14 protein-coding genes are annotated in these 16,107 nt (G+C 37.4%); 10 read left to right on the plus strand and 4 right to left on the minus strand.

The window, feature by feature from the left end:
• The coding region (locus V7112_RS22355; RefSeq protein ID WP_335423916.1) for a hypothetical protein at window positions 1–486 on the plus strand (486 nt) is incomplete at its 5' end.
• Between the two features lie 162 nt (window positions 487–648).
• Complete coding sequence (locus tag V7112_RS22360; protein WP_335423918.1) at window positions 649–1,425, plus strand: DNA-methyltransferase; 777 nt, start codon at window positions 649–651, stop codon at window positions 1,423–1,425.
• 1,186 nt (window positions 1,426–2,611) lie between these two features.
• Here the strand turns inward: V7112_RS22360 and V7112_RS22365 are convergent.
• Both V7112_RS22365 and V7112_RS22370 read right to left on the minus strand, forming a co-directional pair.
• Complete coding sequence (locus V7112_RS22365) at window positions 2,612–2,830, minus strand: hypothetical protein (RefSeq protein WP_335423920.1); 219 nt, start codon at window positions 2,828–2,830, stop codon at window positions 2,612–2,614.
• A gap of 396 nt (window positions 2,831–3,226) precedes the next feature.
• Window positions 3,227–3,847, minus strand: a complete 621-nt coding sequence (locus V7112_RS22370) for a DUF2238 domain-containing protein (RefSeq protein WP_335423922.1) — start codon at window positions 3,845–3,847, stop codon at window positions 3,227–3,229.
• A gap of 201 nt (window positions 3,848–4,048) precedes the next feature.
• Here V7112_RS22370 and V7112_RS22375 point away from each other — a divergent pair, with 201 nt between their 5' ends.
• The 3 genes from V7112_RS22375 to V7112_RS22385 are packed head-to-tail and all read left to right on the plus strand — an operon-like array spanning window position 4,049 to window position 7,954.
• Window positions 4,049–5,668 carry a spore germination protein gene (locus V7112_RS22375; protein ID WP_335423924.1) on the plus strand — a complete coding sequence of 540 codons (1,620 nt, stop codon included), beginning with the start codon at window positions 4,049–4,051 and terminating at the stop codon, window positions 5,666–5,668.
• Window positions 5,649–6,764 (plus strand): GerAB/ArcD/ProY family transporter, encoded by a 1,116-nt coding sequence (locus tag V7112_RS22380; protein WP_335423925.1) that lies wholly within the window; start codon window positions 5,649–5,651, stop codon window positions 6,762–6,764. The genes V7112_RS22375 and V7112_RS22380 overlap by 20 nt, the downstream gene beginning before the upstream one ends.
• Window positions 6,761–7,954 carry a Ger(x)C family spore germination protein gene (locus V7112_RS22385; RefSeq protein WP_335423927.1) on the plus strand — a complete coding sequence of 398 codons (1,194 nt, stop codon included), beginning with the start codon at window positions 6,761–6,763 and terminating at the stop codon, window positions 7,952–7,954. The genes V7112_RS22380 and V7112_RS22385 overlap by 4 nt, the downstream gene beginning before the upstream one ends.
• Window positions 7,955–8,349: 395 nt before the next feature.
• Here the strand turns inward: V7112_RS22385 and V7112_RS22390 are convergent, their stop codons facing one another.
• Window positions 8,350–8,943, minus strand: coding sequence for a YdeI/OmpD-associated family protein (locus V7112_RS22390; protein WP_335423929.1), 594 nt, complete (start codon window positions 8,941–8,943; stop codon window positions 8,350–8,352).
• Window positions 8,944–9,052: 109 nt separating this feature from the next.
• A complete protein-coding gene (locus V7112_RS22395) occupies window positions 9,053–9,673 on the minus strand; it encodes a DUF3298 and DUF4163 domain-containing protein (protein WP_335423930.1) in 621 nt (206 codons plus the stop codon).
• Between the two features lie 230 nt (window positions 9,674–9,903).
• Here V7112_RS22395 and V7112_RS22400 point away from each other — a divergent pair, with 230 nt between their 5' ends.
• The 5 genes from V7112_RS22400 to V7112_RS22420 all read left to right on the plus strand — a co-directional run bounded on the left by V7112_RS22400 (window position 9,904) and on the right by V7112_RS22420 (window position 16,019).
• Complete coding sequence (locus V7112_RS22400; RefSeq protein WP_335423932.1) at window positions 9,904–11,016, plus strand: glycoside hydrolase family 88/105 protein; 1,113 nt, start codon at window positions 9,904–9,906, stop codon at window positions 11,014–11,016.
• Window positions 11,017–11,294: 278 nt separating this feature from the next.
• The gene (dctP, locus tag V7112_RS22405; protein WP_335423935.1) at window positions 11,295–12,338 is read left to right on the plus strand and encodes a TRAP transporter substrate-binding protein; all 1,044 of its coding nucleotides are present in this window, start codon (window positions 11,295–11,297) and stop codon (window positions 12,336–12,338) included.
• Window positions 12,339–12,428: 90 nt separating this feature from the next.
• Window positions 12,429–14,255, plus strand: coding sequence for a cache domain-containing sensor histidine kinase (locus tag V7112_RS22410; protein ID WP_335423937.1), 1,827 nt, complete (start codon window positions 12,429–12,431; stop codon window positions 14,253–14,255).
• Window positions 14,256–14,276: 21 nt separating this feature from the next.
• A complete protein-coding gene (locus V7112_RS22415; protein WP_335423939.1) occupies window positions 14,277–15,017 on the plus strand; it encodes a response regulator transcription factor in 741 nt (246 codons plus the stop codon).
• A gap of 192 nt (window positions 15,018–15,209) precedes the next feature.
• Window positions 15,210–16,019 carry a M15 family metallopeptidase gene (locus tag V7112_RS22420; RefSeq protein ID WP_335423941.1) on the plus strand — a complete coding sequence of 270 codons (810 nt, stop codon included), beginning with the start codon at window positions 15,210–15,212 and terminating at the stop codon, window positions 16,017–16,019.
• The last annotated feature ends 88 nt before the right edge of the window (window positions 16,020–16,107 follow it).

Raw genomic sequence — 16,107 nt, forward strand, 5'->3', positions numbered from 1 at the left:
ATCTATAGGTACCATAATAAATATGATGGCTTTTTTAAAAGCTGGATCGGAGTTGAAAGAGAAGAATTACTGAAGGAAATTGCAATGGAAATCGGTGAAAATAAAACATCATTAGAAGAAGTTGCAAGCTCTTATGGATTAAGAGTAGAAGACTTAGAAAATCAATTATTAAAATTTAAACCCTTATTTATGGGTAAAGATATTGTAGAAGAACAAAGCGAGTGCAGTCATGAGGTTAAAACTTTAAGCGATTCTAATGACATGAATAATAGCTCGTTCTCCATCCAAGAAATTCAAATATTAAAGAAAATTATAAAAGAATGGGAAGTTGAAAAAGCACAAACTACTAATGGAACACAGAAAGTATCCTTATTTCTCGAGAGGGATTTATTAGAAGAGCTTGAAATGTACGCAGAAATGAATAGTGTGAGTAAGTCTAATATAGTAGGCAAGGCAATAGAGCAATATCTTAAAATTTGGAAATAAGTCCTTTACTTAATCTAAAATCCCTTTTGTTAGGGATTTTTTATTTTAATAATATATACCACAAAATTAAAGGGAAATCTAACTCCATGTGGAATAATTAAATATAATCCTCTTACCTCCGTTAATTTATTGTTTAATTTTGTATAATGGAGGCGGAAAAAAATGAATGTAATAAGTAATTGTGAAAGCATTATTCATATGTCCAAGGACATAATATTAATTCAAGAAGATTGTTTAAAAGCTTTGAAACTTATTGAATCTAATTCAATTGATTTAATCTTTGCTGACCCACCTTATTTCTTATCTAATGGGGGGATAACATTTAAATCTGGTAGAATTGCATGTGTTAACAAAGGTGACTGGGATAAAGCTAAAAGCCAAAAAGAAATTGATGAGTTTAACTTAAGTTGGCTGACTGAGTGTAAGAGAATATTAAAGGGAAACGGGACAATATGGATAACTGGAACTTATCATAATATTTTTTCGGTGGGAAAAGCCTTAACTTATCTAAAGTATAAGATCCTAAACAATGTTGTTTGGGTAAAAACAAACCCCCCAAAAAATATCAGTAAAAGAATGTTTACGCATTCATCAGAGATAATAATATGGGCAAAACAAAATCCAAGTAGTCAACATACATTCAATTATGAAGAAATGCTCAAACTTAATAAAGGTAAACAAATGACAGATGTTTGGCTTATAGATTCAGTTGGTTATTCAGAGAAAAAATATGGTTACCACCCCACACAGAAACCTCTTAAACTCCTCGATAGAATTTTACTCTCATCTACTAAAAAAAATCACATTGTACTTGACCCATTTTGTGGTAGTGGAACTACTGGAGTGGTAGCGAAAAAGCTTGGCAGAAAATTCATAGGGATTGACCAGAACATGGATTATATTAATCTTGCCAAAAATAGAATATTAGACAAGCACTAGAAGGTAATATTCACTGGTAATTGATTTTGAGGTAAGAGGATTAATTTTTTGCTAATTTCGTGTTATTTTTTCAAAGAAATTAGAATTTGAATAGTTTATTACTCCCTAATTTACATTAGGTATAGAAGACATGGTTTGCTTATTATACAAGTGTTGAATGCGGTTTTGACAGTGTAGAAATTGAATATAGCAAGATGTACTTTGCAGTAAAATTAGTCTAATATTGAGATTGATTTAATTGAAAGCAGCCAAAGAAAGAAAACAAGTCATTTGAGGATTAATGTCATAAAATTGTTGGATTTGTGTCATGCGGATTTCTGGGGCGGAATTAGATTACCAGGGGTAAGAAAGGGCTATCCAAAAGTCATTGAAAAGTGACTTTCGAGGACAGTCCCCTCAAAATCTTTCAACATAAACATATTAAGGATTAAAACAACACATAAAGCTACAATGGAGGTTATGAATAGGAGTAGACCCCAAGTTATTAAGATATCCTATTACAGAGTACTGCAATGAAAGATGCAGAACTCTGTACTTTTATTATGTGAGTCATTAGGGAAAAATTAAGTCTTAAAAGCAATATAAGTTCAGTTCTTTATACTATCTTTTCAACAAGTTGAAAGCCCTTTGTCTTTAAAAACTTTAGGTGATGCTCAAAATTGCATAGAGAATCGGAACAATCGATTGATTGAAGATTTAAACTCATAAATGTTTCCCAATCAATTTTGGTTGATAATATAGTTAACTTTTCAGTATGCCCAGTAACGGTATTTAGCTGTTCATCGTTTGCGTGAATATAAACATCGAAATAGATCACCAGCTATCCGAAGAACACAACTACACACATAGTCTTGCTCTATGTCTAGCTTTTTTGTTTTTGGCATTGCCTTCCTTGAAAGCTTACCTGTTTTCGTTAAGGATAACACTTAATCAGGAACGACAGAAGTAGAATGGTCGTCAAATTCAACCTTAAGAAAGGAAGGATCCTCAATGAAAAATTCAAACCCACTACCAAATTCGACTAAGTCATCGAGGGGAGCAATTTCCTCTAAAACTTGGAAATAGGTATCAGGATTACCTTCTAAAATCTTTAAAGCAACTTGTACTAAATTGTCTCATTCCTCATATTCGTCTTGGTCCTTTTTCTTTCCAGTATCAATTGCAGCCTGTAACTTTGCCTTTTTTTTCACATCTTGCTTAAATAATTATTCAAAAAAACAGGCTTATAGACGTTTGCCGCCTTTCTAGCAGCAGCCTGATTCGTTCCTGGATGTCCAGGTAGAAAGGGGGGAGGAGCTTGTTTTAGTTCTTCCCAATCGACAGGTGTGTCACATTCCTTATGAATCGATTCAATCATTTCAAGCTTATTTTCAATGAGTTCTACCTGAAATTGATTGTTATTCAATCTCCTGGAGTTTTTGAGCTTCACGTTGCTGTCTTTTAAGTTCATTGTGTTGGTTATAAGCATTAGAACGGTAGTTTCGCCCCGAACTAGTAGCCATGGGTGTTACACTTCTTGGAAGCAGAAAGAGAGAAAAAACAGGAAAACTCACCAATCATGGTGAGTTCGTTTGTTATTCAAGCCTATTCTTTAAACCCTCATCGTTCTTTCGTGCAAACGCACCACCCTCACGTATAGTTTCAGTGAGAGCGCGTTTAGCAAGCATTTCCATACTTACTTCTTCTTGATACGGATTTTGAGGAGCTTTTGTTTTTCTGGTTCTTTTGCGTGTTTTTTGTATCTGTCACGGTTATTCCTTCTTCTTTTGATAGTATGGTCTCATATGTAGCGATCATGTTTTTACAATTTATTCAACAAACGATCATGATATTTGCTGAAAATAAGTAATGCAAGAATTGAACCTAAAAAGCACAAAGACATATCCCATTGAGTATCCCATATATCACCTTGAGTACCTAAGAAGTCTTTCGCAGCCTTTCCTCCATGTGCGATTTTAGAAACTAGCCACTCTATAATTTCATATAGGGCTGCAATCGCTAAAGTAGCACTTAAAACAAAAGTAACTACCCAGAACCCTTTTTTTAACTCGGTTTTCCTTATTATGATTTCTCTAATTACAATTGCAAGTAGCCCTTTTAGAAAATGTCCAAACCGATCATAGTGATTCCGGTTTAGATGGAATTCCTCTTTAATCCAATTAAAAAGAGGAACTTTAGCATATGTGTAATGACCTCCAACAAACGTAAGAATGCAAAGAATTGCTATGATTACATAGGCTAATGTTGTAAAACGGAATTTATTGTATGTCCATATTAGAATAACAAGACCAAAAACTGCCGGAAATACTTCTAAAGCCCAATCTCTATATGTGTCAGGTTTTATTCCTGACCAAAGTAATACAGAAAGTACAATGAATAGAAGGAAAACATGTATATTCGTTCTACTTTTATCTTTCCTCAAAAATATCACTCCATATCATGCTCTGGGTTAGATGTAGATGTAACCTATTCTAAAGACGCCTCGTTTTAATCCAATAGTTTAAATTAATATTTCCTTTATACAATTACATAATACTAAAGTCCTAAAAAAGTACTATTTCTCCCAATTTATGCATGGATAAAAATGCTTGAAACAAAATAGCAAATTGAAGGAGGGAGAAGGATGCCGTCATTTTTTAAAAAGAAAGAAAAACACCAACAAGAAGTCTCCTTACCTGAGAGTCAAGTCTTAGAGTCAAAGCAAGAAAGTATAAGCGGTAACGTAGAACAAACGGTAGAAGAGGTTAAACAGATTTTCGAAAAGGATATCGATTTTTCAACTAGAAGGTTTCATTTATTTGGTGAGGCCTTAGCTGTCGTCCTTTATATGAATAGCTTAGTTGATCAAGAAAAAATTGATAGAGATATTATTAAGCCTCTTCAAGAGAAAAGACCCGGTGAGTCCTACATTCAATCCAAAATCACCACAAACTGTCTCACGTCCAGCCTACTGGAAGATGTGCTGTATCATTGCTCAGGAAGATCTGAGTCAAGGCTATCTACTTTATTAACGGGTTTATTGAGAGGGCAATGTATCGTTTTAATAGAGGGTTCAGAGCAAGCTCTCCTTCTTGATGCATTCAAGCCTGAGAAGCGAAGTCTCGCACAACCTGAAACTGAGAGAGTGGTTAGAGGTCCTCGAGACGGGTTTATCGAACAAATCATGACGAATGTATCTCTATTACGTTATCGTTTACCTGTTCCTGAGTTTAGAATAGAGCACGTGGAAGTTGGTAGGCGTACAAAAACGATAGTGGGAATTTGTTATATTGAGGGTGTTGTAAACCAAGAGTTATTGAATGAGGTGAAAAAGCGTTTAGATCGAATTGATATCGACCGGATACTGGATGCTGGATATATTGAGCAATTTATTGAGGATAACCCACGGTCCCCGTTTCCACAGGTTCAAAATACGGAACGGCCAGACAAAGCAGTAGGTAATTTACTAGAAGGTAGAATCGTACTATTAGTAGATGGTTCACCGTTTGTATTGGTTGTACCTGCCATTTTTAATCAGTTTTATCAAACGAGTGAGGATTATAATGAGAGGTTCCTAATCACGAGTGCTGTTCGCTTGATTCGTTTTATGTCTCTCATCTTTTCACTAACGTTTTCGTCCTTTTATGTAACAGTTCTTTCCTATCATCCAGAGATGATTCCAGCGAAATTTGTTGTTGCTGCTTCAAGCGGTCGTGCTGGGGTCCCCTTTCCGGTGTTTATTGAGGTTTTAGTGCTGGAGGTGGCGATGGAAATATTACGTGAAGCAACCGTCCGAATGCCTCAGCAGGTAGGTGGGGCGCTCTCGATTGTTGGGGTACTTGTTATCGGACAAGCGGCAGTATTAGCTGGATTCGTTAGTCCAATAACAGTTGTCATTATCGCACTATCAACGATTGGGTCGTTTGCAACACCTTCGTATAATGCAGCAACCGCTTTTCGGATGCTGCGTTTCCCCTTAATCATTCTTGCTGGAACCTTTGGATTACTTGGATTAGCGTTTGGGGTTATGGTAATCCTCAATCATATGCTATCATTGCGATCCTTTGGTCTTCCGTATATGGCACCTGTTGCCCCTGGAAATTTTACGGGCATGAAAGATTCATTCATTCGCGCTCCACTTCGATGGTTAAAGAATCGGCCAGCAGAGTTAAAGCCACAGGATGTAAAAAGGATGGACCCTAAAGAAGAAAGGATTCCAAAGTCGTCATTGAATGTTCAAGAGGATGGTGATTCTAATAGATAAGCAACGAGATAAAATTACAGGGGTACAATTGGCATTCATTGTAATCAGTTCTATCCTTGGTGTTGCCATGCTCGCTTTTCCGAGGTTTGTTGTCAAGGGAGCGGGGATAGGTGCTCCATTTGCAAGCATAATTGGAGTTGGAATTACGTTCATCGGTCTTTTAGCAATTGTATATTTGGGAAAAAGATTTCCAAAGCATACCGTCATTACATACAACGAAATCATCTTAGGAAAATTTATTGGTCGTATTTTTAGTATAATGATCATTCTATTTTTTACCATAAACATGGGCCTTGAAACACGACAATTTGCTGAAGTAGTAACAGGCGCACTTCTACCAACTACACCCATTCAAATTGCCATCTTTATGATGATTTTCTTATGTGCAACAACTGGGTTTCAAAATGTTTCAACCTTTGCCTTTATCCATTTTTTCTATATGCCATTGATTATTTTTCCATTTGCACTCGTCTTACTTCCAGCCTTTGGAGACATTGAGGTGTATCACATTACTCCAATTTTAGGAAACGACCCAACTTGGAGAGAATTTTTAAAAGGAAGTCTTGTGGTTACACAGTCGATGTTAAGCTTTTTCGTTATATCAATGGTCATCCCTTATATGAAACAACCAGAAAAATGTCTGAAAGGTGGAGTCTTGGGACTTTTGATAGCCGGCTTTATTGTCATTTTTATTGTGTTCATGACGGTCGGTGTATTTGGAGATGAGGATATTCTTCAAATGATTTGGCCAACATTAGTTCTAGGTAAAATGATTACTGTTCCTGGTGAAATTTTAGCAAGGGTGGATGCTATTTTGGTTATTTCCTGGATATATGGTGTTTTTACGACACTTCTATCCTATTATTTTATTATTGTTCGCGGAATAGGGGAACTTTTTCGATACTACAATTACCGGGTAATCGCAGTAGCAGGTTTTCCGGTTGTTTTTTGTATCGCCATTTTTCCACAAAATATTTATCATATGTATGATTATATATTGCTAGTAACAATGTATGGCCTTCTGTTAACGATTGTATATCCTGTAATCCTTTTAGGAATTGCAAAGCTGCGTAAAAAAGGAGGAGTTTCAGTATGAAAATGATACGAGTTTTTATGCTCCTTCTTGTATTTATTCTTTTTTTAACAGGATGCTGGGACAGGTACGAACTGGAGGAACGTGCAAATATACTGGCACTTGCAATTGATCTTGCTGAGGGGAACGATAGTGCAGAGGTAACCCATCGTGATGGAGATTTTCCAGAAGGGAAAAATGATATCTTATATAAAGTTACTGCTCAAATCGCATTACCTGGAAAAATCAAGCTTGGCCCTGAAGGCGGTGGAGGGCAAGGATCTGAGAAAACAGTGTGGTTATTAGACACATATGGTCATACGATAAAGGATGCGATGTCCAATCTCCAGCAACAGCTTGCTGAAAAGTTATATCTTGGGCATCTACAGATTATTGTGGTGTCCGATGAAGTTGCGAAGAAGGGTATTAAGGATATAAGTGATTTTTTAAAGCGTGATCACGAGATCCGGAGAACAGCCTGGATGGCTATTAATAAAAAAGATGCGGCAAAAGTTTTGAGAACAGCGCCACCACTTGAAACAGTACCAGCACTTTATTTAGCAGATACATTAGATAATGCGGTACGTTTTGGAAAGCTACCAAGGGAATATCTTGGGAACTTTTGGATAGATGTTTTAGATAAAGGGATTGACCCCGTACTGCCGGGGGTAAAAGTCATTAACAATGATCGAATTATGGTTGATGGAATCGCTTATTTTCGAGGTGAAAAAATGGTTGGTCTAACATCCCCGATTGAAATAGGTGCCTTTATGGATATGAAAGAGAAAGCCTCCGGCGGTTACCCTTTAAGTATTTCGTTAGATGATAAGAGTGTTTACATGATTCAAACTCAAGAACGGAACTCTAAAATAAAAGTCGATGTAAAAAACGGAATACCAAGAGCAACAATTCATGTAGAAATAGATGCCATTCTTGAGGAAGCCATTGACGTAACCTTAAGTAGCGACAAAATGAGTCAAATTGAAAAAGCAGCCAATAAAAAAATGGATGAAGTCAGCAGTGAATTAATCAAGCAGCTTCAGGAGCACCAGTCAGATGTCCTTGGTCTTGGCGCTAGAGTCAGAGCCAAATTCGGAACGTATTGGGACGAAGAAGTAAAAACCGATGAAAATTGGTCTGACATTTACAAAGACATGGATATTAAAGTGACTTTTGACTATACAATCAGGCGGACTGGGATGAATTGGGAGTAGGGGGGCATTGCTGGGCCCCCTGGATTTATCGTGGGATTAATATGCATAAATCCAGAGCATCTGGCCGAACAACTCATAGATATCTATGCAAATGTAACGTGTCATATTTTTATGGCTTACGAACGTGTTGCCCTGAATATATTTATTATTGAACTATTTCTCCACTTAACACTCTTACGGGTTGTTTGATAGTGGGAGATTCCTATGTACGGAAGCCTATCGGCTTCTAATTGATTAGGCTATCCTCGAAGTCCATATGGTTAGAAGTCTTAATGCTTCATTTTTAAGATTTCGTCCTGCGTTAATATCCCTATCATGATGGGCTCACCAAGTTTAATGGCTTATTTTGACTCGATTAAGTTGCACTAGAAAGGGCAGCTTCACTATCGAATAGACTAGTCATTTAAACCCTTTCCATCAAGAATTTGTTGCGTGTATTTTTCAATCCTTGACACCCGGGTTTTAGATTGTTTGGCACCTGAAAAATAATAAAGGTATGCGTTCTGACGCCCTGGTGTTAACCCTTCAAACGCCGTTTTTAGGGCAGGGATTTCTTCAAATTTTGCTTGTAGTTCTTCTGGAATTTCGTAATCTGCAGTCTTTTTTAACTCCACTTTCAATCCTGCTTTTTCTACCTCGATTGCTTCGAGAATATACTCTTTTATAAAGGGCTCTTGGTCCATTATTTCTTGAACATTTTTGAATCGGATTTGTCTAGTTGCTTGTACATTCTCCGTTTGTTGAATTAGGATTCCATGGGGGTCCTTTAACAAGGCACCTTTATGGAACAGAAGCGCACAGTATTCTTTAAAGCCATGCATGAGTACGACATTTTTACCCTCATACATGTAACATGGATGCATCCACTTAATATCCTCTGTCAGTTCAAACTCAAGAATGATTTCTCTTAGCTTTTCAAATTCTTCTTTCCACTGTTTGGCTTTTTTGATGAAGCCATCAACCTTACGATTCCTTTTCGTATCTGTCACGAAGTAACCCCCCTGTCCATTTTAACTCTATGTAAAATATTGATTATTATTTGCTAATGATAGGATAAAAATTAGAATCGTGTCAAGAGAAGGGGCATGGTGCTCTACCTCAATCATTCGTTGCCATTCTTCCAAGCGGTCCATCTTCATCAATAATATCTTGAATCTCATATACTGAGATAGGAAACATCGGAAAGCCGAATACATATGGTGTTAAATCATAGAGTTGAAAATAGATGACAAGTGTTTTGTCAGCGATATAAAAAGCCTGGTTTGGACTTATCGTTGTAAATTCGAAGATTAACTCAATCTTACGTTCCTTAATCTGGGTGTGAATGAGTTCGGATAATCTTTTTACATAATCACTACCTGGCTTGAACAGGTCTTTAAGGTCACAACGTCTTCCTCGCCTTAGGTCGAAGGTTAGAGATCGGATAAAAGTCATGCCATGGGCAGCTTTGTCATGATAGGTGTAATTAGATTGGGTCAGACTTAGTACCTGACGCTGGTTGTTTTTGATTTCATAATACCCGAGCATTTCATTTACTGTAGTGGGCATATTTCCGACCTGTAGTGAAATCAATCCTTGCGTTTGGTGGATAATTGATTGGTTGATTAAGTGTTGGAGTTGTTGATTTCGTATCTTTTCAACCTGAGGATAATAGACTGTTTTCTTGGGGCCGAATTGGTAGGTTTGTGTCCTTATACTCACTGGAAATGAAATAGGCATACGTCACCATTCCTTTTTGCCTTATCGTATTCCTTTGATGAAAACAGTGTGATAGCATTGGAAACTATTACGTTAGGGAGATGCGGTTGTGGCTGTGTCTTTTTTTAAATTTTCAATAGGAGGACAAAAAATCACAAACTTATGTCAAATTACTCATATTTTAAATAATCTGAATTGTATGTATTATTAAGACGAGAGGTTTTACTACTTTTGAAGGAGGAGCATACATAATGACTGAAAATAAAGCATGGTCTGTTAAAATGGCTGATTCCTTTATCCAAGCATATCCTGATTTGTCGGATAAATGGGACCATGAATATGGTGTGGTTTTTAAGGGGATTGAAGATATTTGGTATAAAACAAAGGATCAGAAGTATTTCAATTATCTAGAATCAAACATTAAGTCACGAATTGCTGAAAACGGAGAAATTGATGGATATGAGCTTGAAGATTACAGTGTGGATCATATAAATACAGGAAGGCTTTTGTTTACATTATATGACGAGACACAGGATGAACGGTATCGAAAAGCGGCAGCGATTTTACGCAATCAATTTAAAACACATCCACGAACGAGTGAAGGGCTTTTATGGCATAAAAAAATATTTCCGTATCAAAGTTTCTTAGATGGCATTTACATGGCATCACCCTTCTACGCACAGTATGCGAAAACCTTTAATGAACCGGAAATTTTTAAAGATATCATTAACCAAATTACTTTGCTTGAAAAGCATTCGCGTGATGCAAACACCGGACTTTTCTATCATGGCTGGGATGAGAAAAAAGAACAAATCTGGGCGGATCCGGAAAAAGGACATTCACCAAGTTTTTGGGGACGTGCCCAAGGCTGGTATTGTGTGGGGATTGTAGATGTATTAGATTATCTTCCTGAAGATGATCCGGAAAGAGATCGATTAATTGAAATCCTAAATGGACTGCTTTCCTCAATTGTAGGGCATCAGGATGAAGAAAGTGGTGTTTGGTACCAAGTTGTTGACCAAGGAAACCGGGCTGGTAACTATTTAGAATCTTCTTCTTCGAATATGTACATATATGCATTGGCTAAAGGGATTCGAAAGGGTTATCTACCTGACAGCTTTCTTCCTGCGTTAAAACGTGGATATCAAGGGATTCTTGATCAGTTTATCGAGGTCGTTGACGATGGAAAAATCAATCTTCACCAAACCTGTAAAACAGCTGGACTCGGATTAACGAATCATCGTGATGGGTCATTTGAGTATTATATTAGCGAACCAATTGCTACAAATGATTTCAAAGGGCTGGGTACTTTCATGATGGCTAGTGTGGAAGTAGAACAATTACCTAAGTTGGTTGAAATTTAAAAACATACCTGGAATCGTAGATTTAGGGATTACAGGTATTCCTCTTTTTTTATCAAATGGAATCGCTTACAAATTTATAAGAAGGCTTGAATCGATTGCCGTTCCTTGCTAAATGTCATGATTTTACTTATACCCACCCGAGAGATTTTTACTATATGGTTGCTTAATTTGATTTATTTTTTATTGGTAGAATCGCATTTCATCTTTTATGCGTTCGATAGATGTTCAGAGTGAGATCAATTCTACAAAACCATTAAAACGAGGGGGTTTTACGATTTATGAAGAAAAAAGGGATTTTTGGATTTTTAACATTGTTATTCGCTTCGATGTTGATTCTTGCAGCATGTTCAGGGGGTGGGTCAAACAAGACGGATACCAATTCGAAAGAAGAGGAAGGGGAAAAGCCTGCAGAAGGTAAAACCTATCAATTTAGACTAGCGGAAACGCATCCAATTGATTACCCAACGACTAAAGGGGATATTAAATTTGCAGAATTAGTGGAAGAACGGAGTAATGGCCGTATTAAAATTGATGTCTTTCCTTCGTCACAGCTTGGGGAAGAAAAGTCGGTTATCGAGCAGGTACAATTGGGGGCAATCGAATTCACAAGGGTTAGTAGTGGTCCTCTAGCCGAATTTAATAAGGATTTCGGCGTGTTCAGTCTTCCTTATATTTTTGATAATGATGAACACACTTGGAATTTCTTAAATGGTGAAATGGGCGCAACGATGCTTGAGAGCTTAGCGGAATCAAAATTTATGGGTCTAGCCTATTATAGCTCTGGCTCTAGGAATTTCTATTCTTCAAAGCCACTTAATAGTATAGAAGACATTGATGGATTAAAGATCCGCGTTCAACAGAATAAAATTAACATGGAAATCATTGATGCGCTTGGGGCAAATGCAACTCCGATGCCATATGGAGAAGTGTACAGTGGTTTACAAACAGGCGTTATTGATGCAGCTGAAAATAACCACCCAAGCTATTTCTCAGCAAAACACTATGAAGTAGCACCAAACTATATTCTTGATGGACATCAACGTGTTCCTGAAGTGCTATTAATATCGAAAAAGGTTTGGGATGAATTATCTGCTGAGGATCAAGAGCTAATCAAACAGGCTGCACTGGATTCTGTCGAATTCCAAAGAGCAGAATGGGATAAATATGAAAAAGAAGCATTGGAAGCAGTTAAAAAAGATGGAGCTACTGTTGTTGAGGTTGAAGATTTAACTCCATGGCAGGAAAAAGTTAAACCAGTTATTGATAACTACCGTGATGATTTTAAGGAAGTGCTTGACGCAATTGATAGTGCCCGAAAGTAAGAATTTATGGTACGATTAAGTCAAGAATGAGAAGAGACTCATAATGGGCCTCTTCTTTTCCTTCAGTTAATCTAAAATGGGGCTGGTTACTTGAAATCAGTATGGAGGAGAATAACAGATCGACTTAATGGAACAGTCTTTCTGAAAGATAAATCACTAACTGTAAAATTATCAGTATTTTCTGGAATCTTGATTGTATTCCCTATGATCATCTTTACGTTCATCGCTTATACAAGATTTTCAGAAATGCTTCAAGAAGAAGCTCGTGATTATAATCGTCAAATCAATGAGCAGATTCAATTCTATGTGGAAGGCTATTTACGGGATTTTGAGATAGAAGCATTAAAGATTATCAATCACCCTGACACCGTCCGTCTATTAAAAGCAGAAACCTTTCAACACCTGAATGACGATACAGTTTCTGCAGTAGAAAAAGTTTTGCAGAATGCTGCCTATTCTAGAGCAGACATCGTGAACTATACAATCATCCTCGATCAAATACAAATCATCGATTTAGCAGCTACAGAACAAAAGCAGTCATTACTGGAATTGCAGAGCGAATATTGGTATAATCTCGTTCCTAATAAAGGGCAAACTCGAATCTTGGTTCGACGTATCCCCGACACCACAAGCAAATACGGGACTTTAACAAAGACAGAAGAACCGGTCATCACCATCGCAAAGCGTCTAGTAAACCCACGAGACTTACAACCATTTGGTATGTTGATTTTAGATGTAAATTATCGAAGAATGCATGATATTGTGAATCGGGTAAGGCCCGGTCACTCTGGTTATCTCTATATTTTAGATGATAGTGGGCGATATGTGTACCATCCAAACAGTAAAAAAATTGGGGAGATGGCAAGTCCTGCTGAGAAAAATATAGATGCTTCTGAACACTATTTTTTGAATAAAAAGGAAAATTTCTTTTTGACATGGAGTAAAAGTGAGGTTCTTAATTGGCAATTCGTTACATATATACCTTATTCGGAATTAATGCAAGGCGCAAATTCCATCAGAAATACCCTCTACTTCACATCAATTGTCTTTATCATCATTGCTTATTTGATGAGTTTGGGACTTGCTACGAGTTTAATTAATCCTCTAAAGCGACTGCATCGCTTCATCAGAAAAGTGGAAGTAGGCGATTTCACTGGAAAAGTACCAGTTATGTCGAAAGATGAGATTGGGATGCTGACACATGGTTTTAATCACATGGTAGAGAAATTGGACAAGTTAATGGATGAGGTTTACATGTCTAAATTAAAAGAAGTAGAAATGAATCTTAGACAGAAAGAAACCGAATTAAAGATGCTTCAGTCACAAATTAATCCGCACTTTTTATACAATTCACTGGACACAATTAGAGGAATGGCACTAGAAAGGGATATGGATGATATCTCGATTATGGTGGAATCCCTTGCACAGCTGTTACGGTACAATATTAAAGAAGAAGCAGCAACCGTGTCAATCAAACAAGAATTGCTAATCGGTGAAAAGTATTTAAAGATTCAAAAATACCGTTTTGAGGAGAAGCTCACCTATCATTTTGATATTCCGGATGAGCTGCTAGAGAAAAAGATTGCTAAATTTACACTTCAACCTCTCTTGGAGAATTGCATTGTCCATGGATTAGAGCCGCAGAACGGAACTACCCATATTACAATACGTGCTGAAATTCTTGATTCGGACGTCTTTGTGTTAAAGATATCAGACTCGGGGCCTGGTATCGATGAGGAACAACTAGAAAAAATAAGAAATCTATTAAATAGTAAACTTACAAAAGATACCGTAAATCACATTGGGATCATGAATGTCCATAAACGGATAAAGCATTTATTTGGCAATGAATTCGGCATTTTTATTACTAGTAGTCAAACATCAGGAACCACAATTGGCATTAAATTACCACTTTAGTTTGTTAAAAGGGGGAACATTATGCATCAAATCTTGTTGGTTGAAGATGAAAGATGGATTCGGACGGGCATACGGAAGACCGTTGAAAAAACAGGTCTGCCTTTTGAAGTTGTACATGAATCTACGAACGGGCTTGAGGCCTATGATTGGCTCACTGGGAACAAGGTTGATCTTGTGTTAACTGACATTCGGATGCCTTCAATGGATGGAATTACGCTTATAAAAGAAGTCCGCCGGCGGGCGATGAATTTAGATATCATGATTATTAGCGGGCATGACGATTTCGCCTATACCCAGCAAGCTATTAGACTTGGAGCGATCGATTATTTATTAAAGCCTGTTGAGCAAGAAGGGATGAAGGAAGCATTAACGAAATGGTTGCAGGAAAAAGAAACGAAGAATGCTAAATTAGAACGTGAAGACCAGAATTTAAAAGATATGAATGAGCTGTCGCCGATAGAGCGAGTCCTTTTATATATCGATCATTCATTAGCAAAGGATGTTTCTTTAGCGGAAGCTGCCGAAATGGCACACTTAAGCACGAGTTATTTTTGCAAGCTGTTTAAGAAGGAAACCGGAAAAAATTTTAACGATTATATTGTAAATGTTCGCTTGCAGGAGGCGGAGCGCTTACTAGAACATACCTCTCTAAGAGTATCAGAAATTGCAAAAAGACTAGGATACTCCGACCTCGCATACTTCAGCAACTCCTTTAAAAAACAAAACGGTATGACCCCAAGCCAATATCGAAAGGGACCATAGGGACGGTTCTAGTGGTCCCCCTTCGGTAGGAACCAACAGAACCGTCCCCTTGGACACCTCCGTGACATCCCTAGTCCCTTAGTACTTTCCTCATGCTAAAAACTTACAACTAATTCCCTGTGTCGATTTATGTAAAATATAGTAGAATGGTAGATAGAGAAAACAGAATCGATTTAGGGAAGAGGAATAATATTGAAGAAGGTTATCATCGGGTTGGTGCTTGTATTAGTGGCGTCCTCTCTATTTTTTACGAGGGAAGCTTTTTCTGATATTTTACAAGATAGCTATACTTCGATTAAGGAAGTAGTCATTGGAAAAATTGCTTTAAGTAAAGAAAGCGACGGGGCCGAAAAAGTAGAGGCGCCGGAAACTCAAACAGCAGGTGAACAGACCGAAGTTGCTCCTGAGGATGCGAAGCCTGTGATTGATCAAAATGATCCATTTCTATTGTTAGTCAATAAAAAAGTAGGCGTCTTGAATGAAACGTATGTACCACAAAATCTTACCGTTCCAAATGTAGCATTTTCTACGTCCGTTTCTGAGCGTAAACAGATGGTAAAAGAAGCGGCAGATGCATTGGAACAATTATTCTCTCAAGCAAGTAACGACGGAATTACGCTACATGCACAATCTGGCTACCGTTCATATGGTACACAAACATCTCTTTATAACTCTTATGTACGTGCAAATGGGGAAGAAGAAGCGAGTACATTTAGTGCCAAACCTGGGCAAAGTGAACACCAAACCGGTCTTGCGATGGATGTGACAAGTGATAGTGTTGGCAACCAGCTTGTTCAAGAATTTGGAGAAACAGTCGAAGGTAAATGGGTTGCCGAGCACGCAGCTGAATTTGGGTTTATTGTCCGCTTTCAACTAGGTAAAGAGGATATCACGGGTTATATGTACGAGCCATGGCATATTCGCTATGTTGGTGTTGAACATGCCAAGTATATGACAGAACACGGACTTACATTAGAAGAATATCTTGGAGTTGTGGAATAATAGATTTGAAGAGCTCATTTGGGCTCTTTTTTCTTTTGGCATTGCTTTAACCATTCAACGTACTTTACAATAATTGTAAAGGAATTCC

The organism is Bacillus sp. JJ1566, assembly GCF_036962685.1.
Lineage (GTDB): Bacteria > Bacillota > Bacilli > Bacillales > Bacillaceae_L > Ferdinandcohnia.